The following is a 21,305-nucleotide window of genomic DNA, read 5'->3' on the forward strand; positions in this document are numbered from 1 at the left end:
ACAAATATGCAGGCAGCAGCGATTATCAAAGAGATGCAGGTACTACCTGCAATCGACCCTGCTCAGGAAATTACACGCCGAGTAAGTTTTATCAAAAACACCCTGATAGCCTCTGGTCTGAAGAACCTAGTACTCGGTATTAGTGGCGGCGTAGACTCATCCACCTGTGGCCGACTAGCGCAATTAGCAGTCAATGAACTAAACGAAGAAAGCAACGATAGCAGCTATCAATTTATTGCTATGCGCTTGCCTTACGGCGTACAGAAAGACGAAGAAGATGCGCAACTAGCACTTCAATTTATCCAGCCCACGCAATCTATTGCAGTTAATGTAAAACCAGGGGTTGAAGGCATTCACTCAGAAGTCACAGCATCACTCGCTGAAGCACAACTCAATCAGGCCTCAGAGGGAGCTGTAGATTTCGCTAAAGGTAACGTAAAGGCAAGGGCGCGAATGATCGCTCAATACGAAGTTGCCGGTATTATGGGGGGGTTAGTTATAGGTACCGACCACTCCGCCGAAAACATCACCGGCTTTTATACCAAATGGGGAGATGGAGCTTGTGACCTCGCTCCTTTATTTGGCCTGAGCAAGCGCCAAGTCCGTCAGTTAGCTCAAGCTTTAGGCGCCCCCGCACTACTTGTGGATAAAACACCTACAGCTGACCTAGAGTGTTTAGCACCTCAAAAAGCTGATGAACATGCGCTTGGCCTTAGCTACGATCAGATTGATGATTTCTTGGAAGGTAAGAGCGTTGAAGCGGAAGTCGAACAACGTATTATAGAGATCTACAATCGCACACAACATAAACGTCAGCCGATTCCAACCATCTACGACTAAACATCCCGACGAAGCCTGCAAACACTACTAGTTGCTTGCAGGCTTTTTTCTTAACGATCCATTCGATAAGGTTCAGCAGAGATAATTGTATCTCTGCCCAGCAGCAAATCGGCAAGCAGTCGAGTAGATGCTGGCGCAAGTACTAAGCCATTTCTAAACTGGCCAGCATTGATAAACACATTGTCCAAGCCGGTAACTTCTCCGATAAAAGGAATACCTTCAGGCGAGCCAGGTCGCAAACCAGACCAATGATGTTCAACTTCATAGTCAGCCAACGCAGGAATAATATCCAACGCAGTTGCATATAAAGATTTCCCAGCCTCTTCCGTTGTTCGTTTAGTAAAACCGATACGCTCCATTGTACTGCCTACCAACACCCGGCCATCATTACGCGGTATCACATAACGTCCGCCTTTTAATATGACACGATTTACCAAACCAGGTTTGGCTTTGAACAGCATCATTTGTCCGTGTACTGGCTCTACAGGGAGTTCTCTATCTACCATAGATAGCAACTCAGCACTCCAAGCACCCGCAGCGATAATTACTTTATCCGCACGCAGCTTATGGTCTGCAGTTTGAACGCCAGCAACGTGGTTACCATCCAGTTCAAAACCTTTTACTTCTTGGTTTTCTAACAGCGTCACTCGCGGGTTTAGCACTAAACTTTCACGTAGGGAACGACCTAAACGCGGGTTACGGATACTGCAAACCTCGGGCATCCATAAGCCTTCCTCTAAACCAGAACAAAGATTAGGCTCCTTCTGATAAAGAAAGTCGGTATCGACTTTACGAAGAGGACGATGGTATTTTTGCGCCCAATCTAGAGCATCCTGCTGATCCTCTACAGATACCATCAACATGCCTTTTTGGCGCAGCTCAGGATCAAAACCAGTTTCATCCAAAAGATCTTGCGCTAAATGGATATAACTACTTTGTGACCAGGTCGCCAGCTCTGTGACTGCATCAGGGTAACGCCAAGGGTACAAAGGCGAAACAATACCACCACCCGCCCAAGAAGATTCTTGCGCACACATTTGGCGATCTAACAAAGTGACATCAGCATTGGTTTGAGCAAGCTCTCGCGCCAACATCATACCGATCACACCACCGCCAATTATTAAAAAATCAGACATCTAAAACCTAAACTAACCATGTTAGAAATTTGAGTAGAGATATAGCCAGGAAATAAAGCCTGTCAGTATTCATCAACCACTACGCAAGCGACCAGTCCTCGATAAAACAAGCTTGCCTTCAACAGAATCCAAACTCCCATCCAAAACAAAAGTACCATTGTACCCTGGGCTACTTCCATCTGATTTAAATATCACTTTTTCTCCATTGTTCCAACTAATGGTATTACTAGAAGAAAAAGGGAGTATTTTAAGCGCTTCATCAATCAGAGGATCCCAAGCTTTATTGTCATTTGTATCTATATAGACAAACAAGCCGTTTTGCCATACCAAAGTGCCTGTACCAGCATTACCTGTGCAGCCATGAATACCATCCCAACTGCAAACTATCACCTGTGATTTCTTGGACACAGCAGTCATTCGAGCTGTAGATATTGCAACTCGAACTGAGGAAATATCAGAATTAAGCTGCCCACGTGATAACAATAAAGAAAAGCTAGGAATAGCCCAAAAAAGCACTACCGACAGTAGTGCAATAGAGAATAACAATTCCAATAAAGAGAAGCCTTTTGCACAGGCAAAAGGCATCCTCCAGCAATTGCTGGAGGAAAATCCATTTTTCATACATCCCCCGCGATCCTTGCAGGTTGATAAGAGAAATTACTTGTTTAGATTACCAACAATCAGCCGCACCGGCTGTTTTACGACCAATATTATCAATTGTCATATCACCACACTCGTCACCTGCCATGACATTCTTCGGACGAGCGAGAATTATATAAGTAGTCGCGGCTTGCGAAGCCAAACTTAAATCATAAAACTTTGCATTTCCATCTCTAGGTGCTTCATTATAAGGTAATGAGGCACCTATATAGGTACCATTTTCAGTAAACTCCCTTTCCATATGTTGGACTAAAGACAGCAAGTTTGCTTGAGCATCTGCTCTTCGCCCATCCGCAATTTGGGCTTGATAGCTTGGATATGCTATTGATGCCAAAATACCTACGACGGCGATTGCTATCATTAATTCTATTAGAGAAAACCCCTTCTCTTTATGAACCCTATTCATTGCACCTCTCTCCAAGCTTGGCGGCCTTCACTAAATTTTTCATTAAAGTTTTTCACAAAGATATCATCTGAATCTGAGTCATTAATCAATATACGAGCATCGCCGTTAGAGGTATTCACGATCGAATCATCACTTACACCACTTCCGCCACCACCATCAAAGATGATACCTGAAGCTGGCACATAAATAGTCTGTTCATCCCCATTTTCATCGGTGTAGGTATAAGCAACTTTATCGGAATCATCAATAACGCCATCCCCATTCGTATCAAAAGAACTATAACTAAGAACTCCACCAGTCGTTGGATCTAGAGAATAAAAGCGAGTTTCGCCGCCAGCTAAGCAAGGGTCATTAGAAGGTATTTTCGAAGCAAAAATAATAGACCCAATTCTAATCACTGGTTTGGTGTGAACTAACTCACCTTTTGGACCAGGTCCTCCGTATGTAGTACTCCACTCCAAATCTAAGAACCACCCTTTATCAGAGGCTAAAGGTTCATTATCAGTAATCAGGCTTACTACGCCTTCACTGACTGTTGCTTCGTAATAAATTTCTTGCTCAAGTAAATCTGAACGCCCAGAAATTGGGGCCCCTGTATCATGCACACCATACAAGGACTGAACTTGTGGAGAATTCCCTACCTCATTATCACCAATTAAGTAATAACTGCCGGTACCAAAGAAAACAACTATTCGCCCTTTGCTATCAAAATCTGCTTCTACTGGGGCAGTAATTGGCTGCGCGGTTCCTGAACCATCAGTTGCCGTAAAGAAAGGAACAGGCGTTGTACCACTTAATAAGCCTGCAGGTGGTTCCCAATCCAATGGATCAGTACTAGACAAATCAAATCGCCATAAATTACCGTTGGTATCACCCACCAATAGACGATCTGTCACCTTATCTCCATTTTTGTCCACAGCCAACACTTGACCCAAGCCGCCATTGCTTGGGACAACAAAGTCTTTGATAATGGAGCCGTCCGCTACATTTAATAACCAAATATGGCCTTGTGATTTTCCGTGTGAGAAACCACTAGAAACAATCACTCCAAACTTACCGTTCGGTAATGCGACCACTGAAGCCTTTTGAATCAGCACTCCCATGTCTTCATGAGAGAACTCCCATAGAACACTATCACCATCCATATTCTCTGGATCACTAATATCGAGTAGCGATACCCCTTTGCCTCCTGCACCCAAAGTACTTACTGCTACAGTTTTCCAACCATCTGACACACCTGTAGGTACATCTGCAAGATCAAACCAAGCGTCTGCATAGTCCACAGGGCCATCCACATAAAAACGATGACTATAATCAGGGTCTGTTAGCTCATATAAATTACCAAAAGCATTTGAAGGTACGTATGCAAATAACTCTTTACCACCATTGGAGGTAAAAGAAGCATCAAAAATATGCAACATACCATCATTAGCGCCTAACAGAATTAGATTTGGCTTATTCACATATGCTGTAGTAGCACGATAGGCAACATAGTCAGTATCGATATCGCTAGGGAAGGATGAATAGGCTAATTGCCCATAACCAAAATTTAGCTTTTCAACATTTTTTGGTGATGAATTAACTATATCACCCAGTCGACTACCTCTCTGCCTAAAGGGGTTTGACGTATTAGAGACTGTCTGCTCAAGCGTTCGACTACCACGTAAAAAATCTAAACGCTGCTGGGCAAACGCTTCTGTTGTCAGTGGACCGTTGGACGGTGTTTTCCTGAGCATCTCTTTTTGTTCTGCAGATAGACTCGTCCACTTAAACTCCACCCCACCTTCATTTAAAGTAACTCCAGTTAGAATATCCTCTGCAGCGTAGGTACTAGTATAAATTTTGCGATTTGGCAGATCCGTTTCGGCCAATGCATCCATAATACTAGCAGCACTCCATGAATTAACCCCGGCTAATACAGCATTCCCAGAGATCGCTTGAGCTACTAAATCCCCAGACCACAGAGTTGTATCCATTAACGCATTATAAACAGCAGAGTTGTCATCTAATCGAGAGGAACTCGCAGTTAAGGTAGCCCCCGCACCTCGAATTGAGGCAGCAATTGAAGTAAACGCATCAGTCAAGCCATCTATCATTTTTCTGGCTTCACCAGCAGTGTAAAAATTATCTGCACGGTTGTAATCACTGCCAGAATTGGGATCCAGAACATCAGTATTGGTATACCACCACCACTCAGGAAGCGAATCGGTTCTCAAATAAGGATCACCTAAGCTTTGGGTAGCGCACTCAGTTCCGGTGGGCGTGTAATTAGGGTCTTCACAACTAGGGTGTTTCCGAACTACAAATCCACCATATTTTGCTGTCAGCCAGAACTGATTATTACGTTTATCCCTTAGCACCTCATTTTCCAGCACATCTACCCAATAGGTTTGTACCGTCTGAGTACCTGCAAAATCATTAGGTCTGATGTCAGAAGTATTCGCGTCATAAGCCAAACCAGCCATGTAAGCTGAGTTGTTTCGACCCGAATAGCTAGCAGCTCCTGTATCAATACTGATACCCTCTAGAGCTGCTATTTTGTCAGTGGCCGTTCTCACATCAACAGTATTATCACTACTCACTTCTGACGGCTTAGAAGGCTCATCTGTACCACTTGTATTACCAGGTAAGTTTTTATCCCTATGGGTATTTACATCACCAATGCCCAATACAACATTTTTCTGGCAAGCATATTGGATTGGATCACTCCACGTTCTAACTACCGGAAATCCATCTACCCACTTCCTAATTTCCGCACTACCAGGAGACGAATTATGACTAGGTGTTTTAGTATAATATTCTTCTATATTGCCCTGGTTTTTAAAGTATCGAAGCGAGGTGTAGTAGAGTTCACTAACCGGATCATAACTTTTAAAATTATTACTATTTAATTGACCAAATTTATTTAGGTAATTAAGCACACCACTGTCCGCAACAGTTACTCCATAATAAGTAGCTGTATCCGATGCATCCGATGAATCTGGATTTTGAATAAGAACACCTGTGGAAGAATCCCACTCAGCATTAGGATTGGTGATTTCACCTAAGGTAGGATCTAATTTTGTCGGTCCAACAAACTTCTTACTTGCTCTTAAAACGCCACCATCTCGACTGAAATTTGAATCGTTTAAATAGCCAAAAATACTGTATCTTATCTCGCCAGAATAACGCTGAATTAGGCCTTCCGGTTTCCAATTAGATCCATACTGCTTACAATTTTCTTCAACGCCAATATTAGAATCACAAACCTTAACTCGCACAGAGGTCCCATATTTATCACTTGATATATTTTCATAAGCAACGGTACCTCCTCCGGAGATTTCATTAATTGTTATGTTATCAACATAGTATTCGTGCCCGCCGTGAATATATAAACGACTAAAATTCGAATAGTTACTATCAGCATTACTCGTCACAGTCGCTAATTGACTACCGGAACTGTTATAAACTGTCAGCTTAAACTTATTTCCTGTTTCCGATTCAAATACAACGCGGTACCACTCATCCCTTGGGCGCGTAAATGAAACAGTGCTGCTGATCGAAGACGCGCCTCCGGAATTACGTCGTTCGATTTTGATATTACTCTGAGATACATTAAAGCCATATCCACTTGCACTTCCATTGGATAAAGATAAACGATCAGACTGGCCATTCTGAGTACCTACTGTAGGCCGATAAATCCAAGCTTCGAAGGTAAAATCATCATAATCAACTGTAGAACCAATATCTTTATAGCCACCATGTGGATCATCATTGTCAGTTTTTTTTAAGGAAAAACTGTCATCTTGTGCGACAGTAGAACTACGTGAAACATTACCATTAGAATATGCGCTCCAACCTGAGCTAAAGTCAGTATCAGCGAAAACAACACTAGACGTTGGAGAGGTAATATTTGTATACCCATGGCCTGACGGCAAGGTAAAATGCATTTGATTTGAAAGACCACCAACTTCAGATTTAAACCAAGACGTTGAAAAAGGGGTCGCATTATTTACAACGGAAGAACCATTAATTGTACGTTCATCAAAATAGTTATTTTGTCCGCTATGCCTAGCCTTTTCTACCCATGTCTCAGTAACAGTGTCTTTTACACGGTAGCCACCTGTTAATGCCCAACGAAATGGGTCAATTGTCTGAGTGGTCGCCCAATTCAGATAGTTACCGCTCCAGTAATCGCCTGGACATTTATAATTACTTGTCAGACTTACAGGATAAAAGTGTCGATCCGTTTCTGTAGATTCGTATTGGTAGCTATAGCACTTACCTGAATCGAAATAACCGATACTTTCAGTATCTTCGTCATAGCTGCCAATATTTGCGGCACTTAGTACTGTCGGCCACTCAACCGATGGCACTAACGCCAAATTCCCCGGAACGTTACCTTCGCCTAAAAATAACGGGGTTTGAGCAACGGTTGTTGCATTACTAATTGACGAGAATGAAATAGCGCAAAACAACAAACTGCAGGCTTTTAAATTCAAGTGTTTAGAAAATAGGACTTTCATTATTTTGCCTCCATCATTCAAAGTCATTACTTTTTAATGAGGTAAATTGATTCAAGCTGCACATCTGATGTGCCCGTTCTGCCTGTTGAATTAGAGCCAACTTTAATAATGAAACCTAGCTCTTTTGCGTTAGCACCCAAACCTGCCGTGATAGGCTCAACATATTCAGCATTCCAAGTCGGTGCCGTCGGTAATGCAAAGGATGCAGCATGGTTACCATTGATCGCCGCATCTTGATCAAACGTACCTGCCTCATATTGCGTCTGCGCTTGATTTTCGCCTTCTAACAACGCCGCTTCCGCTGCATTAAATGCTATATACTGATCTCTTAAATTACCTGACATTAGCTCCTGCATCGACGTACCTTGCATTGAACTGACTCCGATCAAAGATAAAATCAACAAGAAAATCAGTGAAATGATTAACACTGCTCCACGCTGGTTGTTGAACTGCTCCGACTTATATACCGTCATTCTATTAACCTATTCCTCAACGCCACCGTAGTACTAAATTGCTGCGCAATATTCTCATCCCCTTGAACATCAACGGTAATACGTACAGCAACAACATCACCCCAATCATTAGCGGCAGTAATTTGAGCCGCGGTATTGGCATAATTCAAACTCGGCCCAGCTCCCGAAACGACCCCATATTGAATCGTTAAATTATTCACATCTTCTACTAACTCTTGATCATTCGCTACGCCATTACTGTATGTGACGCTGCGTAATGCGGTAGAAGCAGCAAGTCCTGAGCCCACATAAAACAAGGTACTCGAAAATAACGAAACCGTAGTTTCATCTCCTGAACGAAATTCTCGCGAGAAAGGTTGAGTCGCGACGGTTTTGTTATTAATAATCTCTCCAGACGTTCCTCTGGCCATTGTGCTCCCAGACCCAGTGTTCTGAAACATATCGCATGTAAGACCATTAGAAAGAACAACTATATCACCACTATCCATACTTCCATTAACAGACACATTCGTGTCGTTTTGGTCTACATCACTTGTTAATTGTACTCCCGCATTCTCTGCTGCATGCTTAATAATGATTAAATCAGTATTCGTTTGGTAGCCATTTAAATCCCCTTCAAAAAACTCACCAGCCGCTGCCCCCCAACCTAGTAATGGATTCATTAAATCCAGAGCTTCAGCTTCATAATCAGAGTCAGTCGTATCAATAATTTCAATAACAGTGTCGTAGCACTCTCCCTTGTATCCAACGCTTCTTAATTCATGGGAGATCATCTCTAAAGCAAAACGCCCATTTTCTTGAACTCTAGATAGAGATTCATTCGATCTAAAACTTTGCGAACTACCTATAAAAACCGAAATTACTCCGCCAATGAGGAAAAGCCCCATTACCATAGCAATCATCAACTCAAGCAAACTAAAACCGCCTTGAGACTTATATTGAGCTTTAACAGCCATTAACTAAAACTCCATTTCATAGGTAAAGAGGGTCGGGGTTACTTGATCCGTATCATTCTCAGCTCTAATTCTGGCTCTATTGTCATTCCACTGGACCGTAATAGTTGCTTGCCTAGCATTTCTCACCAGCGTCCCTACAGCTCCAGAACCTAATTGAGTGGTAATACGCCCATCCCACTCAGCCCTATCACCGCCCTGACCATCATCATAATCACCGTTTAAAGTGGCATCAGGAGCGGAGCGTATCCTATCCGCTAAGTCATATGCTAAGAAAGTTGCTTGCGATCTAAAATACGAACCTTGGTTACTTTTTAACGCCATTGTCTGCAACGCAACTACCGACAGCAAACCTATAGAAATCACAACAATTGCAACTAGAACCTCCAATAATGAAGCTCCACATTGCTTTCCTTTCAATTCTTCTTGATTACACATCATGGGCAACTATCTACTGAAGCTATTTCTCGAACTGCTACTCGCCCACTAACATTCGTTGACAAGCAGCGATGATCCGTATCATTTTGAATTCTGATTGCAGCAGCAGTGCCTTGACCTTGACGATCAAAAACAAACCCTGTCACAGCACCAGAAACGGTAAGGCTTACCTCATCCCAAACTCTCACAGGGTCGACATCCGCCGCGTCTTCTAAATCAGTACCTGTTTGCGATACCACTATCCAACCACTACTCCAGTCAGCATCAAAATCACAAGCCGTCATCGCCACATTTGCTCGACAAACAGCAACCGTTCCTCTTTGGCTCAATGCCTCAGAACGTGCTAGCTGGAGAGCTGAAGTTAAGTCATGTGTTACTGCACGGAGCCTGGAGGATTGTACGAAAGAGTTAAAGCTCGGAATACCAATTCCAAGCAAAACCACCAACACGACAACCGTGAAGATTAACTCCAATAAAGAGAAGCCTTTTTCCCTCAACAACATTTACGACATCCAATAAATAAAGTTCTTATAATTTAAGATTAGTCGTTTAAGGGAACATACGCCATAGGTAGATTTTTACGGGGGGTCTCAAGTAAGAATAGCTTAAGATAGGACAAATACAAAAAACCCGAATTAAAAAATTCGGGCTCTTAATATCATCTTAGCTAACTTGAAGAATTTCTACCTGAAAATCTAGCTTCTTCCCTGCCAGCGGATGATTAAAATCAACCGAAACCATCTTATCATCAAATTCGGCTATCACACCTGGAAGCTCACCATTGCCAGCATCCGCGAATGAAATAACCAGACCTTGTTCTAATTCCATCCCTTCAAACTGACTACGAGGGACATTCTGAATATTACTTGGATTACTCATCCCAAAACCATTTTCTGGGAGAATTTTTAGGGTTTGTTTCGCCCCTTCTTCCAATCCAAACAGGGATTTTTCAAAACCTTCCAACAAGTTACCATCGCCCACAGTAAATGTCGCGGGTTCAGCATCAAAGTTGGAATCAATTATTTGACCGTCTTCCAGTTTAATTGCGAAGTGCAGCGTAACGGTTTTACCCGGACCGATCAATTTACTCATTGTGAACTCTCTTCAGATGATTTGCGCTTCCCTTCCAGAAATAACATATCCAGAATCAGAATAATCGCTCCAATCGTGATAGCAGTATCCGCAATATTAAAAGCGGGGAAGTAATAATTCTGATAATGCAGGGAGATGAAATCAATCACATACCCTTGTACCGCCCGATCATATAGGTTGCCTAAAGCACCACCTAATACGAGGGACAATGCTAAGCCTAACCACCAATAGATACGAGGAGTACGCTTTAGCCAGATCACCAGTACAACGCTCACGACCACAGCGATTGCCACGAAAAACCAACGCTGCCAGCCACCTGCTTCTGACAAGAAGCTAAAAGCAGCGCCTGTGTTGAACAACAGCGTTAGATCGAACATTGGCAGTACGGGATTAGGGTCGGCATACTTTAAATTAGTTACCGCTAAGTATTTACTACCTAAATCCAGCACAACTACCAGCAGCGATAGCACGCCCCATACGAGGCAGCTTCGCGCTGATTGTGTTTGTTGTTCAGTGCTCTGTGTCATTAAGCAAAGCTACGGCTTTCACCGGCACCTTTAACGTTATCAACACAACGACCACATAGCTCAGGATCTTCGGAGTCCTGACCTACATCTTCACGGAAGTGCCAGCAACGTGGGCACTTATGAGCAGCGCTTTTAGCCACGCTAACTTTAAGCCCATCCAGCTCCGTATCATTAGCATCTTGTGCATCAGCTAACGGCGCTACTGCCGCTTTTGATGTGATCAAAACGAAACGCAGCTCATCTTCTAATTTACCTAGTAGTGCCTGTAAAGTTTCATCGCAATACAAAGTCACTTCGGCTTCTAAGCTACCGCCGATGTTGCCATCGCTACGCTCAGTTTCTAACTGCTTATTAACCGCAGTTTTCACTGCCATTACCTGTTCCCAGTACGCAGAATCAAATGCACTATCCGCAGGTAGTTTAGTTAGGCCCTGATACCAAGTATCCAAATGAACAGACTGAGTACGTTCGCCCGCAAGCGTTGCCCATATCTCATCTGCAGTGAAACTACAGATTGGCGCAATCCAACGAACCAGCGCTTCAACAATATGATAAAGCGCAGTCTGAGCAGAACGACGCGCATGTGAATCAGTCGCTGCTGTGTACTGACGGTCTTTGATGATATCTAAGTAGAAACCGCCCATATCCTGAGAACAGAAGTGGGACACTTTCTGGAATACTTGTAGGAATTCATATTGGTTGAAGTGCTCGATTAGCTCTTCTTGCAAACGAGCAGCACGATCTACGGCCCAAGCATCCAACGCCACCATATCTTCTGGTTTAACCATGTGCTGAGCAGGATCAAAACCGCTTAGGTTAGCCAAGAAGAAACGTGCGGTGTTACGAATACGACGGTAAGCGTCCGCGGCGCGTTTCAAGATATCGTCAGAACAGGTCATTTCACCGCTGTAATCCGTTGAAGCAACCCATAGGCGCAAGATATCCGCGCCGTACTTATTCATTACTTCCTGTGGCGATACAACGTTACCAACCGACTTAGACATCTTGCGGCCTTGACCATCAACGGTAAAGCCGTGCGTTAGCACCTGTTTGTATGGCGCTTTGCCTTTGATAGCAATCGCAGTTTTCAGAGAAGACTGGAACCAACCACGGTGCTGATCCGAACCTTCAAGATACATATCAGCTGGGTATTCCAAGTTGTCACGCTGATCAACTACAGAATAATGCGTTACACCCGAATCAAACCAAACATCCAAGGTATCAGTTACTTTTTCGTACTGATCAGCTTCGTCGCCCAATACTACTGTAGCATCCAGATCGAACCATGCATCCATACCCACTTTTTCAACACGCAAAGCAACCTGTTCGATTAGCTCAGGTGTATTCGGGTGTAGCTGCTGAGTTTCTTTGTGGATAAACAGTGCAATTGGCACACCCCAAGTACGTTGACGGGATACACACCAATCAGGGCTCTGCTCAACCATTGCTTCGATACGGTTTTGACCCCAACCTGGGAACCACTCAACACCTTTGATCGCTTCTAGGGCATCTTTCTTCAGACCCTTCTCTTCCATGCTTACGAACCACTGAGGTGTCGCACGGTAGATCAATGGCGTTTTGGTACGCCAGCAGTGAGGGTAGCTATGCTGGAACTTATGCTCCAAGACAAGTTTGTTGTTCTCAGTTAGCAGTGCAACGACTTTATCGTCCACTTTGTAAACGTGTTCGCCAGCAAATACGCCCGCACCTTCACCTAGAACACCCGAAGCGTTCACTAGATTCATTGTGCCGATACCGTATTTCCGGCCAACCTCAAAGTCTTCCACACCATGGTCTGGTGCTGTATGTACGGCACCCGTACCCGCATCCAGAGTTACGTGATCACCCAAGATTACAGGAACTGTACGCTCGTAGAACGGGTGCTGAAGTTCAAACTCCTCTAACGCTTGACCCTGACAACGACCAACGATGCTGTAATCTTCAACACCGTAACGCTTCATAGCATCTTCAACTAAGCCTTCGGCTAGAAGAATACGCTCTGCACCTAAACCTAGATCTAGCTGAACTAGCACGTAGTCTAGTTCACCACCTAGAGATACCGCTTGGTTAGATGGCAACGTCCAAGGTGTTGTTGTCCAGATAACAACTGACGCTTCGCCTTCACCTTCAAGACCCTCAAATTTCGCAAGGAAACCGTCCTGATCAACCGGAGTGAAACGTACATCGATCGCTGTAGAAGTCTTGTCTTGATATTCCACTTCAGCTTCGGCTAGTGCAGATCCACCCACGACACTCCAGTAAACAGGCTTGAAGCCTTTCACTAGGTGGCCATTTTCAACGATTTTGCCTAAAGCACGGATGATATTGGCTTCAGTATCAAAATTCATTGTTAGGTATGGGTTATCCCAATCGCCTAGAACACCTAAACGGATAAAGTCTTTCTTCTGACCTTCAACCTGTCGTGCTGCGTAATCACGGCACTTCTGGCGGAAGTCTTTGTGAGACAGTTTTACACCAGCCTTACCGTGCTTAGTCTCAACTTTGTGTTCGATTGGAAGACCATGGCAGTCCCAACCCGGCACATAAGGTGCATCAAATCCGTTCATTGTTTTGGATTTGATAATAATGTCTTTCAGAATCTTATTAACCGAGTGACCAATGTGAATATCACCGTTTGCGTATGGAGGGCCATCGTGCAAGATGAACTTATCGCGGCCAGCGCTGACTTCACGAATTTTCTGGTACAGATCCATCTTCTGCCAACCCTGTAGCATTTTCGGCTCACGCTGAGCCAAATTGCCACGCATTGGGAAGGCTGTTTCCGGAAGGTTCAATGTTGCTTTGTAATCGGTCATGGTTATAAGTTCCGAATTAACTACGGGTGCGGCCAAAGTAAGCCCGCACATCTTCAATATCTGCAAAAATTTGTTGTTTAAGCCCATCGATATCTGAGAACTTACGCTCATCACGAATAAACTGCTTAAACTCGACAGTTAGCAACTGCCCATAAATATCTTTATCAAAATCAAACAGGTGCGCTTCAAGCACCGGCTGCTGTCCACACACGGTTGGGCGTCTGCCTACGTTACATACGCCCTGAGCAGTGAACTCTGGGCCTTTAACCTCTACGGCATAGACCCCACGTAAAGGACAAGCATAACGGTGCATACGTACATTTGCCGTTGGCACCCCAAGCTGACGACCTAGTTTTTGGCCGTGCATCACACGTCCTGAAACGGCATAAGGACGCCCTAGCAAAGCAGCTGCTGTTTCTAGATCGTTCTGCTGTAATACACTACGAATACGCGTACTGCTGACGCGTTCATCAGCATTCAAAAACGTTTGTGTATTTACCACAGTAAAATCGTGACGTTCGCCTGCATCACACAACATGTTGTAATCACCTGAGCGATCACAACCAAAACGAAAATCATCTCCAACGACAAAGTACTTCACTGCTAAACCGTGCAGTAACAGCTCTTGTACAAACTGCTCCGCCGTCATCGCACGCAAACGGTCGTTAAAATTCAAGCAAAGATGGCGATCAATGCCTTCTGCCTGCAACAATCTGTACTTTTCACCAAAACGGGTTAAGCGCGGCGGTGCTTTATCGCCTGCAAAAAACTCTTGAGGCTGAGGTTCAAAGGTAATAACAACTGAAGGCAGGTTTAGTTCCTTCGCTTTTGCCTTTACCTGAGCAAGCACCTGTCGATGACCTAGATGCACGCCATCAAAATTGCCGATAGTTGCGACACAACCTCGGTGTTTTTCGCGCAGGTTATGTAATCCGCGAATTAGTTCCATCAGGTACTCTTGCTACTGCCAAAAATAAACGCGGCATTATAGCTCAGATAATATCCAACCTGTACTACTGAGACCCACTGTAAGCAACAGAATGCAAAATAAACTTAATTATGCTTCAAATGACGCACTCTCAAGCCCGCAAAAGCCAACACAACAGCATAAACAGCGCCGCCAGCAACCACCAAAATCGCCATTTGAGAGATTCGTGTCCACAGATCCATCTGCAGCCATTCTTCAACTGAACCCATCAACTGAATGATGACAATAGCCATCGCCACATTCGCCACCAACATACGCAGCAATTGCACAGCCCAACCCGAAGACCAGCTAAATACGCCAGATTTAATCAGCCCATACAACAACAACCCAGCATTCATAAACGCCGACATAGCTGTCGCAGCTGCCAAACCAACATGCGCAAATGGGCCAATAAGGATCAAGTTAAATACCATATTCGCTACGGCAGCTTGAATACCAATTTTCACGGGTGTCTTGGTGTCTTGACGAGAGAAATACCCCGTAGCTAAAACCTTAATCAACATAAAGGCGAGCAAGCCACAGGCATAAGCACGCAAACTAGCCGCAGCCATAAAGACATCACGATCGGTTAAAGCGCCATAATGGAACAAGGTGATCAACAACGGTTCTGCCAACACAAATAATGCAACCGCAGCTGGAATGCCGATAAACATCACCATCTGCATGGCCCAATTCAGAGTAGACGAAAACGCCTCGCCCGATTGAGCTGTATGTTTGCGCGACAAGCTTGGTAGGATTACGGTGGCAATAGCGATACCAAACACACCTAAAGGCAGCTCAGCCAAACGATCTGAATAGTACAACCAAGATACACTGCCGGTTTGTAGGAACGATGCCAATACTGTATCTAAAAGCAAGTTAATTTGAGTAACGGACACTCCGAACAAGGCAGGCACCATCAGCGTCATGATGCGACGAACACCTGGATCATTCCACCCCCAAACAGGCTTAGGCAAAAGATGAATGCGCGCCAAAAACGGCAATTGGAAAACCAACTGCACCACACCCGCAATCATGACACCCCAAGCCAAGGCCAAGATAGGCGGATCAAACAACGGACTTAGGAAGATCGCAGAACAGATCAAACTGATATTAAGCAGCACAGGCGTGAACGCAGGAACAGCAAAACGCTCATAACTATTCAAAATAGACCCGGCAAACGCAGTCAACGATATCAACAGCAGATACGGAAACGTAATTCTCAACATCTCCGCTGCCAGTTCAAACTTACTCTCATCTCCCATATAGAAACCTGGGGCAAACATAGCCGTTAACATGGGCGCTGCCACCACCGCCAACACAGTGATTGCGATTAAAATACTGCCAAGCGTACCCGCGACGTAATTAACAAGCTGCTGGACGGCTTTTAGGTCTTTTTGGGTACGATATTCAGAGAGGACCGGCACAAATGCTTGAGCAAAAGCACCTTCAGCAAATAGTCGGCGAAGGAAGTTAGGAATTTTAAACGCGACAAAAAAGGCATCAGCACTGCCACTAGCACCGAAATAATTAGCGACCACAACATCTCGCGCCAAACCGAGTACTCGAGAAAGCATCGTCATCACACCAACCACGGCACTTGATCGCAGCAATCCCGCTGATTTTTTCGCTTCTGTTTCCCGCTTCGACACCGCTTCCGCCTATAATTTCATGAATGACACTCAAGAGAATGGGAATATTACTGCTTCAACAAGAAAATTTCTGCAGTTTTATTGACAGACAGCTCTCAAATATGAATAATCTCGCCTCTAATTTTCGGCGTATACAAATTAAGCCGATATCTTACTAACTAATTTTTAAGGAGCCGGACTGTGGCAAATTCCGCAGGATCTCGTAAACGTGCTCGCCAGGCAGAGAAGCGTCGCCAGCATAACGCTAGCCTGCGTTCCATGGTACGTACCTACATCAAGAAAATTGTCGCTGCTGTAGAAGCAGGCGAAAAAGCTGCTGCACAGGAAGCATTCCAAGCTGCACAGCCAGTTCTAGATGGTTCAGTGTCTAAAGGCATCTTCCACAAGAACAAAATCGCACGCACTAAAAGCCGTCTGAACAAGCAGATTGCTGCTCTTTAATTAGAGTCATGCGTAAAAAAACCGGCTTATGCCGGTTTTTTTGTACCTAAATTTGGCCCTCAACTAAGAGAGGACTAGATTATCTCTATGCACCAACTCTTCTTCACCCATAAAACCAAGAATAGATTCAATTTCACCACTCGGCTTACCAATAATCTTTTGCGCATCCCCAATACCGTAGTTCACTAAACCACGCGCAACGATGCGACCAAACTCATCACTGATGATAACCATCTCACCTCGAGAAAAGTCACCACTCACGCTGCGAACACCCGCTGGCAATAGACTCTTACCGCGCTCACGCAATGCTCTAACCGCACCCGCATCAAGCATAAGGTTTCCACGCGCCTGCAAATGACCTGCAATCCACTGCTTACGTGCCACCATCGGCCCTTTTTCAGGCACCAACAATGTACCGATATCTTCCGCCTCTCTTAAACGCAGAAGAACATCGTCTTCACGGCCACTCGCAATCATGGTCACAGCCCCAGAACGCGCCGCTAATTTAGCCGCACGTACTTTAGTCGCCATACCACCGCGACCCAATTTACCACCATCACCCGCCATCGCCTCGAGCGCTTCATCACCCGCTCTCGCCTCAGAAATCAACGTAGCATCAGGATCATGACGAGGATCAGCCGTGAACAAACCCTTTTGGTCAGTCAGCAAGATCAAGGCATCGGCCTGAACTAAGTTAGCCACCAACGCCCCTAGCGTGTCATTATCACCAAAACGAATCTCTTTAGTGACAACCGTATCGTTTTCGTTAACAACTGGAACAACACCTAACTCAAGCAGCTCTTTTAAAGTCGCTTGAGCATTGAGATAACGCTTACGATTAGAGTGATCTTCATGGGTCAGAAGAATCTGCGCAGTATGAGTTTTGTGGCGCTGAAAATTGGTTTCATAAGCCTGCACAAGGCCCATTTGCCCAACGGCTGCAGCCGCCTGAAGCTTAGAGATTTCGTGCGGTCGTGAATCCCACCCTAGACGAGTCATACCTTCTGCTACCGAGCCAGAGGAAACCAAAACCACCTCTAAGCCAGACGCCTTAAGAGCAGCAATTTGATCTACCCAACGACTAATCGCATCTAGATCCAAACCCTCGCCATCATTGGTGAGCAACGCACTACCAATCTTTACCACCCAACGCTTCGCGCGCTTGAGCTTTTCCCTACCTACAGCCACTTAAAAACTCCTAACACCGTCTGTAGTAGCAACGATCACCTCAATTGCTATTCACGAACATATTCAACTTCAACGTCATAATCATCATCGTCAAAGTCGTCATCATCTACATCTTCGCCCTCGCGACGCGCCCTCATATCCGCACGCATCTGCTCAACACGTTCACGCGCCTCAGTATCAACCTGCTCGCGAATCTGCTGCTCTTGCTCAAGGATAGAAGGATCTTCTTCTATCGCCTCTAGGCGATGATCCAGGAATGCCTGAATATCGCGCATCATATCATCCGTACCCTGCTGACTAAGCGCAGAGATACGATAAACCGGACCTTCCCATTGCAGCTCATCAATAACCGCCTGACAACGCGCCTCACGCTCTTCCTCAGGCACCATATCCAGCTTATTCAACACCAACCAACGCGGCTGATCTGCCAGCGTAGGGCTAAACTTCTTCAACTCACCCACCGCTACCGCAGCTGCTTGCTCAGGTGTAACATCATCCCAAGGAGCCATATCAACCAGATGCAACAAGATACGGTTACGCGCTAAATGCTTAAGGAAACGAATACCTAAACCCGCCCCCTCAGCAGCACCCTCAATAATTCCCGGGATATCAGCAATCACAAAGCTACGATTCTGTTCAATGCGAACCACACCCAAATTAGGAACCAAAGTGGTAAACGGATAATTTGCCACTTTAGGCTTGGCCGCTGATACTGCGCGAATCAGAGTCGATTTACCCGCATTAGGCAAACCTAACAAACCAACGTCCGCTAGAACTTTAAGCTCTAACTTCAGGTTTCGAGTCTCGCCGATTGAACCCTTGGTTGTCTGACGCGGCGCGCGGTTAACACTACTCTTGAAACGCGTATTGCCTAATCCATGAAAACCACCTTGGGCAATTTTCTCGACCTGACCAATTTCGGTCATATCAGCAAGAATTTCATCAGTATCGGTATCGATAATCGTGGTGCCGACTGGTACCTTTAGTACCAAGTCCTCACCTTTAGGCCCTGTACAATTTCGACTCGTACCACCCTTGCCATTTTCAGACTTATAATGACGCGTAAAACGGTAATCAATCAGCGTATTCAGGTTTTCATCCGCTTCAAAAAACACCGAACCGCCATCACCACCGTCACCACCGTCCGGACCACCTTTGGGGATATATTTTTCACGCCGAAAGCTCATACACCCATTGCCACCCTTACCGGCCTCAACCGTGATGACTGCTTCATCGACAAACTTCATGTTATCCCCCAAAAGTTAAACGTAGGAAACCTACAATTAAGCCCTGAAAAGCCACAAGACTCAGCGGTAGATCCCCTGAAAAATATTTTTAAAAAACTATAAACAAAAAAGCTCCGCCTTGGCGGAGCTTTTTAGAAGCTTAAAACCGTTGCTTACGCATCAACTACAGAGATGTATTGACGCTTCTGCGGGCCTTTAACTTCGAATTTCACAACGCCATCTGCTTTCGCAAATAGAGTATGGTCTTTACCGCAGCCTACGTTTGTACCAGCGTGGAATTTAGTACCACGTTGACGAACTAGGATGTTACCTGCAGCAACTACCTGACCACCGTAACGCTTGACACCAAGTCGTTTCGACTCCGAGTCGCGACCGTTCTTAGTAGAACCACCAGCCTTCTTATGAGCCATCTATCTAACTCCTAAACTAGGTTAATATTAGGCAGAAATGCCAGTAATTTTAACTTCAGTAAACCACTGACGGTGGCCCTGACGCTTCATGTGGTGCTTACGACGCTTGAATTTGATGATCTCAACTTTCTTCGCGCGGCCGTGCTGAACAACTTCAGCAGTCACTTTAGCACCGTCAACAACTGGTGCGCCGATTTTGATGTCGTCGCCGTTGCCAACTAGCAGAACACGGTCAAACTCAAAGTTTGCGCCCGCTTCAGCCTGCAGTTTTTCCAGTTTAAGGGTTTCACCTTCCTGGACACGGTACTGTTTACCACCGCTTACGATTACTGCGTACATTTTAATCTCCGTTATTTGCCCACCCAGCTACTAGAAAAAGGCCTACTTCTAATGGTTACACCATATGGTAGGGAGCCATTATTGGATGGGTCAGGGCGCGCGATTATATAGCAAACCCCCTTTATACACAACTAAGCGTCTTTATTTACATAGCGTAAAACCAGCATTTCTTGACAGAAACTATGCATACACCTAGCATGCGCTATTCTTGATTCCTTTAAGTTAGTAGCAGCCATTACTTATTATGCAGCCTCACCAGTTCAACCCTGTAATAGAACCCCAATTTGAAGCCGTAAACGATTACATCATTAATCACCTAGGCTCTAACGTACCTTTGGTAGAAAAAATTGGTCATTACATCGTTGAAAGCGGCGGCAAACGCCTTCGCCCATTACTCGTATTGCTCGCTGCAAACGCTGCGGGCTATCAAGACGACAAGCACATCCCGCTAGCGGCGATCATCGAATTTATCCACACAGCAACGCTGCTGCATGATGATGTAGTTGATAATTCTGACCTACGCCGCGGCAAAGATACCGCTAATGCCAAATGGGGTAATGCGCCAAGCGTATTGGTCGGCGATTTCCTATACTCCCGTGCATTTCAGGTATTAGTAGAAATTGGCTCAATGCCGATTATGGAAGTCATCTCCAATGCGACGAACGTCATCGCTGAAGGCGAAGTTCTACAACTACTAAATACCAAAAACCCAGATACCACCGAGGAAGCCTACATGCAGGTTATTCTTGGTAAAACAGCAATGCTGTTTGAAGCTGCAACTGAAGCAGGCGCAATCCTTGCCGAAGCCAGCAAAGAAGAACAAGAAGGCTTACGCTTGTATGGCTTGCATTTAGGAACAGCCTTCCAACTTATCGACGATGTAATGGATTACTTATCCACAGCAGAAGAGATGGGCAAGAATGTGGGTGATGATCTGGCTGAAGGCAAAGCAACCCTGCCACTTATTCATGCGATGCGCTCAGGTAACGAAGAACAACGCAAACTGGTTCGACAAGCAATCCGCAAAGGCGGCCTAGACGATCTTCAGCCGATTATGGATATCGTAAAAGAAACTCGCGCTATCGAATACACCCAGGAAAAAGCTCAAGCTGAAGCCGACAAAGCGATTGCAGCACTTGATGCGCTAAAAGATACATCATTCAAAGAAACGTTAATTCAAATTGCCAACTTGGCAGTGAAACGTAAAAGCTAAGC

At 44.9% G+C, this 21,305-nt stretch carries 20 protein-coding genes; 3 read left to right on the forward strand and 17 right to left on the reverse strand.

The annotated features are described in order from the left end of the window. Positions 1–6: 6 nt before the first annotated feature. Positions 7–840, forward strand: coding sequence for an ammonia-dependent NAD(+) synthetase (gene nadE, locus ACMXYV_RS16300; protein ID WP_415889489.1), 834 nt, complete (start codon positions 7–9; stop codon positions 838–840). A gap of 50 nt (positions 841–890) precedes the next feature. Here nadE and thiO read toward each other — a convergent pair whose 3' ends face one another. From thiO to murJ, 13 genes are all read right to left on the reverse strand, one after another. Continuing rightward, positions 891–1,976 (reverse strand): glycine oxidase ThiO, encoded by a 1,086-nt coding sequence (gene thiO, locus ACMXYV_RS16305; RefSeq protein ID WP_415889490.1) that lies wholly within the window; start codon positions 1,974–1,976, stop codon positions 891–893. Positions 1,977–2,048: 72 nt separating this feature from the next. Beyond that, positions 2,049–2,597, reverse strand: a complete 549-nt coding sequence (locus ACMXYV_RS16310; RefSeq protein ID WP_415889491.1) for a GspH/FimT family pseudopilin — start codon at positions 2,595–2,597, stop codon at positions 2,049–2,051. A 49-nt stretch (positions 2,598–2,646) separates the two neighbouring features. Then, positions 2,647–3,042, reverse strand: a complete 396-nt coding sequence (locus ACMXYV_RS16315; protein ID WP_415889492.1) for a type IV pilin protein — start codon at positions 3,040–3,042, stop codon at positions 2,647–2,649. Next, positions 3,039–7,547 (reverse strand): pilus assembly protein, encoded by a 4,509-nt coding sequence (locus tag ACMXYV_RS16320; RefSeq protein ID WP_415889493.1) that lies wholly within the window; start codon positions 7,545–7,547, stop codon positions 3,039–3,041. The genes ACMXYV_RS16315 and ACMXYV_RS16320 overlap by 4 nt, the downstream gene beginning before the upstream one ends. Positions 7,548–7,573: 26 nt before the next feature. After that, the gene (locus tag ACMXYV_RS16325) at positions 7,574–8,020 is read right to left on the reverse strand and encodes a PilX N-terminal domain-containing pilus assembly protein (protein ID WP_415889494.1); all 447 of its coding nucleotides are present in this window, start codon (positions 8,018–8,020) and stop codon (positions 7,574–7,576) included. After that, complete coding sequence (locus tag ACMXYV_RS16330; protein WP_415889495.1) at positions 8,017–8,976, reverse strand: PilW family protein; 960 nt, start codon at positions 8,974–8,976, stop codon at positions 8,017–8,019. The genes ACMXYV_RS16325 and ACMXYV_RS16330 overlap by 4 nt, the downstream gene beginning before the upstream one ends. 3 nt (positions 8,977–8,979) lie before the next feature. After that, the gene (gene pilV, locus ACMXYV_RS16335; protein ID WP_415889496.1) at positions 8,980–9,414 is read right to left on the reverse strand and encodes a type IV pilus modification protein PilV; all 435 of its coding nucleotides are present in this window, start codon (positions 9,412–9,414) and stop codon (positions 8,980–8,982) included. After that, the gene (locus ACMXYV_RS16340; RefSeq protein WP_415889497.1) at positions 9,411–9,914 is read right to left on the reverse strand and encodes a GspH/FimT family pseudopilin; all 504 of its coding nucleotides are present in this window, start codon (positions 9,912–9,914) and stop codon (positions 9,411–9,413) included. Before ACMXYV_RS16340 ends, pilV begins: the two co-directional genes overlap by 4 nt. A gap of 160 nt (positions 9,915–10,074) precedes the next feature. After that, positions 10,075–10,503 (reverse strand): FKBP-type peptidyl-prolyl cis-trans isomerase, encoded by a 429-nt coding sequence (locus ACMXYV_RS16345; protein WP_415889498.1) that lies wholly within the window; start codon positions 10,501–10,503, stop codon positions 10,075–10,077. Beyond that, positions 10,500–11,030, reverse strand: coding sequence for a signal peptidase II (gene lspA / locus ACMXYV_RS16350; protein ID WP_415889499.1), 531 nt, complete (start codon positions 11,028–11,030; stop codon positions 10,500–10,502). The genes ACMXYV_RS16345 and lspA overlap by 4 nt, the downstream gene beginning before the upstream one ends. Then, on the reverse strand, positions 11,030–13,846 hold the full coding sequence (gene ileS / locus ACMXYV_RS16355; RefSeq protein WP_415889500.1) for an isoleucine--tRNA ligase: 2,817 nt from the start codon (positions 13,844–13,846) through the stop codon (positions 11,030–11,032). Before ileS ends, lspA begins: the two co-directional genes overlap by 1 nt. 16 nt (positions 13,847–13,862) lie before the next feature. Beyond that, entirely contained in the window at positions 13,863–14,795 is a 933-nt protein-coding gene (gene ribF / locus ACMXYV_RS16360; protein WP_415889501.1) for a bifunctional riboflavin kinase/FAD synthetase, read from the reverse strand. A gap of 104 nt (positions 14,796–14,899) precedes the next feature. After that, positions 14,900–16,396 (reverse strand): murein biosynthesis integral membrane protein MurJ, encoded by a 1,497-nt coding sequence (murJ, locus tag ACMXYV_RS16365; protein WP_415891461.1) that lies wholly within the window; start codon positions 16,394–16,396, stop codon positions 14,900–14,902. A 249-nt stretch (positions 16,397–16,645) separates the two neighbouring features. Between murJ and rpsT the strand changes: the two genes are divergently transcribed. After that, entirely contained in the window at positions 16,646–16,906 is a 261-nt protein-coding gene (gene rpsT, locus ACMXYV_RS16370; RefSeq protein ID WP_415889502.1) for a 30S ribosomal protein S20, read from the forward strand. A 63-nt stretch (positions 16,907–16,969) separates the two neighbouring features. Here the strand turns inward: rpsT and proB are convergent, their stop codons facing one another. The 4 genes from proB to rplU all read right to left on the reverse strand — a co-directional run bounded on the left by proB (position 16,970) and on the right by rplU (position 20,090). Next, positions 16,970–18,094, reverse strand: coding sequence for a glutamate 5-kinase (gene proB, locus ACMXYV_RS16375; protein ID WP_415889503.1), 1,125 nt, complete (start codon positions 18,092–18,094; stop codon positions 16,970–16,972). A 47-nt stretch (positions 18,095–18,141) separates the two neighbouring features. Continuing rightward, positions 18,142–19,341 carry an Obg family GTPase CgtA gene (gene cgtA, locus ACMXYV_RS16380; protein WP_415889504.1) on the reverse strand — a complete coding sequence of 400 codons (1,200 nt, stop codon included), beginning with the start codon at positions 19,339–19,341 and terminating at the stop codon, positions 18,142–18,144. Positions 19,342–19,493: 152 nt separating this feature from the next. Next, entirely contained in the window at positions 19,494–19,751 is a 258-nt protein-coding gene (gene rpmA / locus ACMXYV_RS16385) for a 50S ribosomal protein L27 (RefSeq protein WP_415882701.1), read from the reverse strand. Between the two features lie 27 nt (positions 19,752–19,778). Further along, positions 19,779–20,090 carry a 50S ribosomal protein L21 gene (gene rplU, locus ACMXYV_RS16390; RefSeq protein ID WP_415889505.1) on the reverse strand — a complete coding sequence of 104 codons (312 nt, stop codon included), beginning with the start codon at positions 20,088–20,090 and terminating at the stop codon, positions 19,779–19,781. A gap of 244 nt (positions 20,091–20,334) precedes the next feature. On the opposite strand from rplU, the gene ispB reads away from it, so the two are divergent. Continuing rightward, positions 20,335–21,303 (forward strand): octaprenyl diphosphate synthase, encoded by a 969-nt coding sequence (ispB, locus tag ACMXYV_RS16395; protein WP_415889506.1) that lies wholly within the window; start codon positions 20,335–20,337, stop codon positions 21,301–21,303. Positions 21,304–21,305: the final 2 nt, after the last annotated feature.

Source organism: Neptuniibacter sp. SY11_33 (assembly GCF_047778025.1).
Lineage (GTDB): Bacteria > Pseudomonadota > Gammaproteobacteria > Pseudomonadales > Balneatricaceae > Neptuniibacter.

Excerpts from the sequence above, each read along its gene's own strand:
- ACMXYV_RS16315 (WP_415889492.1), bottom strand. The coding sequence starts at position 3,042 with ATGAATAGGGTTCATAAAGAGAAGGGGTTTTCTCTAATAGAATTAATG.
- ACMXYV_RS16320 (WP_415889493.1), bottom strand. The coding sequence starts at position 7,547 with ATGAAAGTCCTATTTTCTAAACACTTGAATTTAAAAGCCTGCAGTTTG.
- ACMXYV_RS16340 (WP_415889497.1), bottom strand. The coding sequence starts at position 9,914 with ATGTTGTTGAGGGAAAAAGGCTTCTCTTTATTGGAGTTAATCTTCACG.
- murJ (WP_415891461.1), bottom strand. The coding sequence starts at position 16,396 with ATGACGATGCTTTCTCGAGTACTCGGTTTGGCGCGAGATGTTGTGGTC.
- cgtA (WP_415889504.1), bottom strand. The coding sequence starts at position 19,341 with ATGAAGTTTGTCGATGAAGCAGTCATCACGGTTGAGGCCGGTAAGGGT.
- rplU (WP_415889505.1), bottom strand. The coding sequence starts at position 20,090 with ATGTACGCAGTAATCGTAAGCGGTGGTAAACAGTACCGTGTCCAGGAA.
- ileS (WP_415889500.1), bottom strand. The coding sequence starts at position 13,846 with ATGACCGATTACAAAGCAACATTGAACCTTCCGGAAACAGCCTTCCCA.
- rpmA (WP_415882701.1), bottom strand. The coding sequence starts at position 19,751 with ATGGCTCATAAGAAGGCTGGTGGTTCTACTAAGAACGGTCGCGACTCG.
- ispB (WP_415889506.1), top strand. The coding sequence starts at position 20,335 with ATGCAGCCTCACCAGTTCAACCCTGTAATAGAACCCCAATTTGAAGCC.
- thiO (WP_415889490.1), bottom strand. The coding sequence starts at position 1,976 with ATGTCTGATTTTTTAATAATTGGCGGTGGTGTGATCGGTATGATGTTG.
- ribF (WP_415889501.1), bottom strand. The coding sequence starts at position 14,795 with ATGGAACTAATTCGCGGATTACATAACCTGCGCGAAAAACACCGAGGT.
- nadE (WP_415889489.1), top strand. The coding sequence starts at position 7 with ATGCAGGCAGCAGCGATTATCAAAGAGATGCAGGTACTACCTGCAATC.
- ACMXYV_RS16325 (WP_415889494.1), bottom strand. The coding sequence starts at position 8,020 with ATGACGGTATATAAGTCGGAGCAGTTCAACAACCAGCGTGGAGCAGTG.
- ACMXYV_RS16310 (WP_415889491.1), bottom strand. The coding sequence starts at position 2,597 with ATGAAAAATGGATTTTCCTCCAGCAATTGCTGGAGGATGCCTTTTGCC.
- ACMXYV_RS16330 (WP_415889495.1), bottom strand. The coding sequence starts at position 8,976 with ATGGCTGTTAAAGCTCAATATAAGTCTCAAGGCGGTTTTAGTTTGCTT.
- ACMXYV_RS16345 (WP_415889498.1), bottom strand. The coding sequence starts at position 10,503 with ATGAGTAAATTGATCGGTCCGGGTAAAACCGTTACGCTGCACTTCGCA.
- pilV (WP_415889496.1), bottom strand. The coding sequence starts at position 9,414 with ATGATGTGTAATCAAGAAGAATTGAAAGGAAAGCAATGTGGAGCTTCA.
- lspA (WP_415889499.1), bottom strand. The coding sequence starts at position 11,030 with ATGACACAGAGCACTGAACAACAAACACAATCAGCGCGAAGCTGCCTC.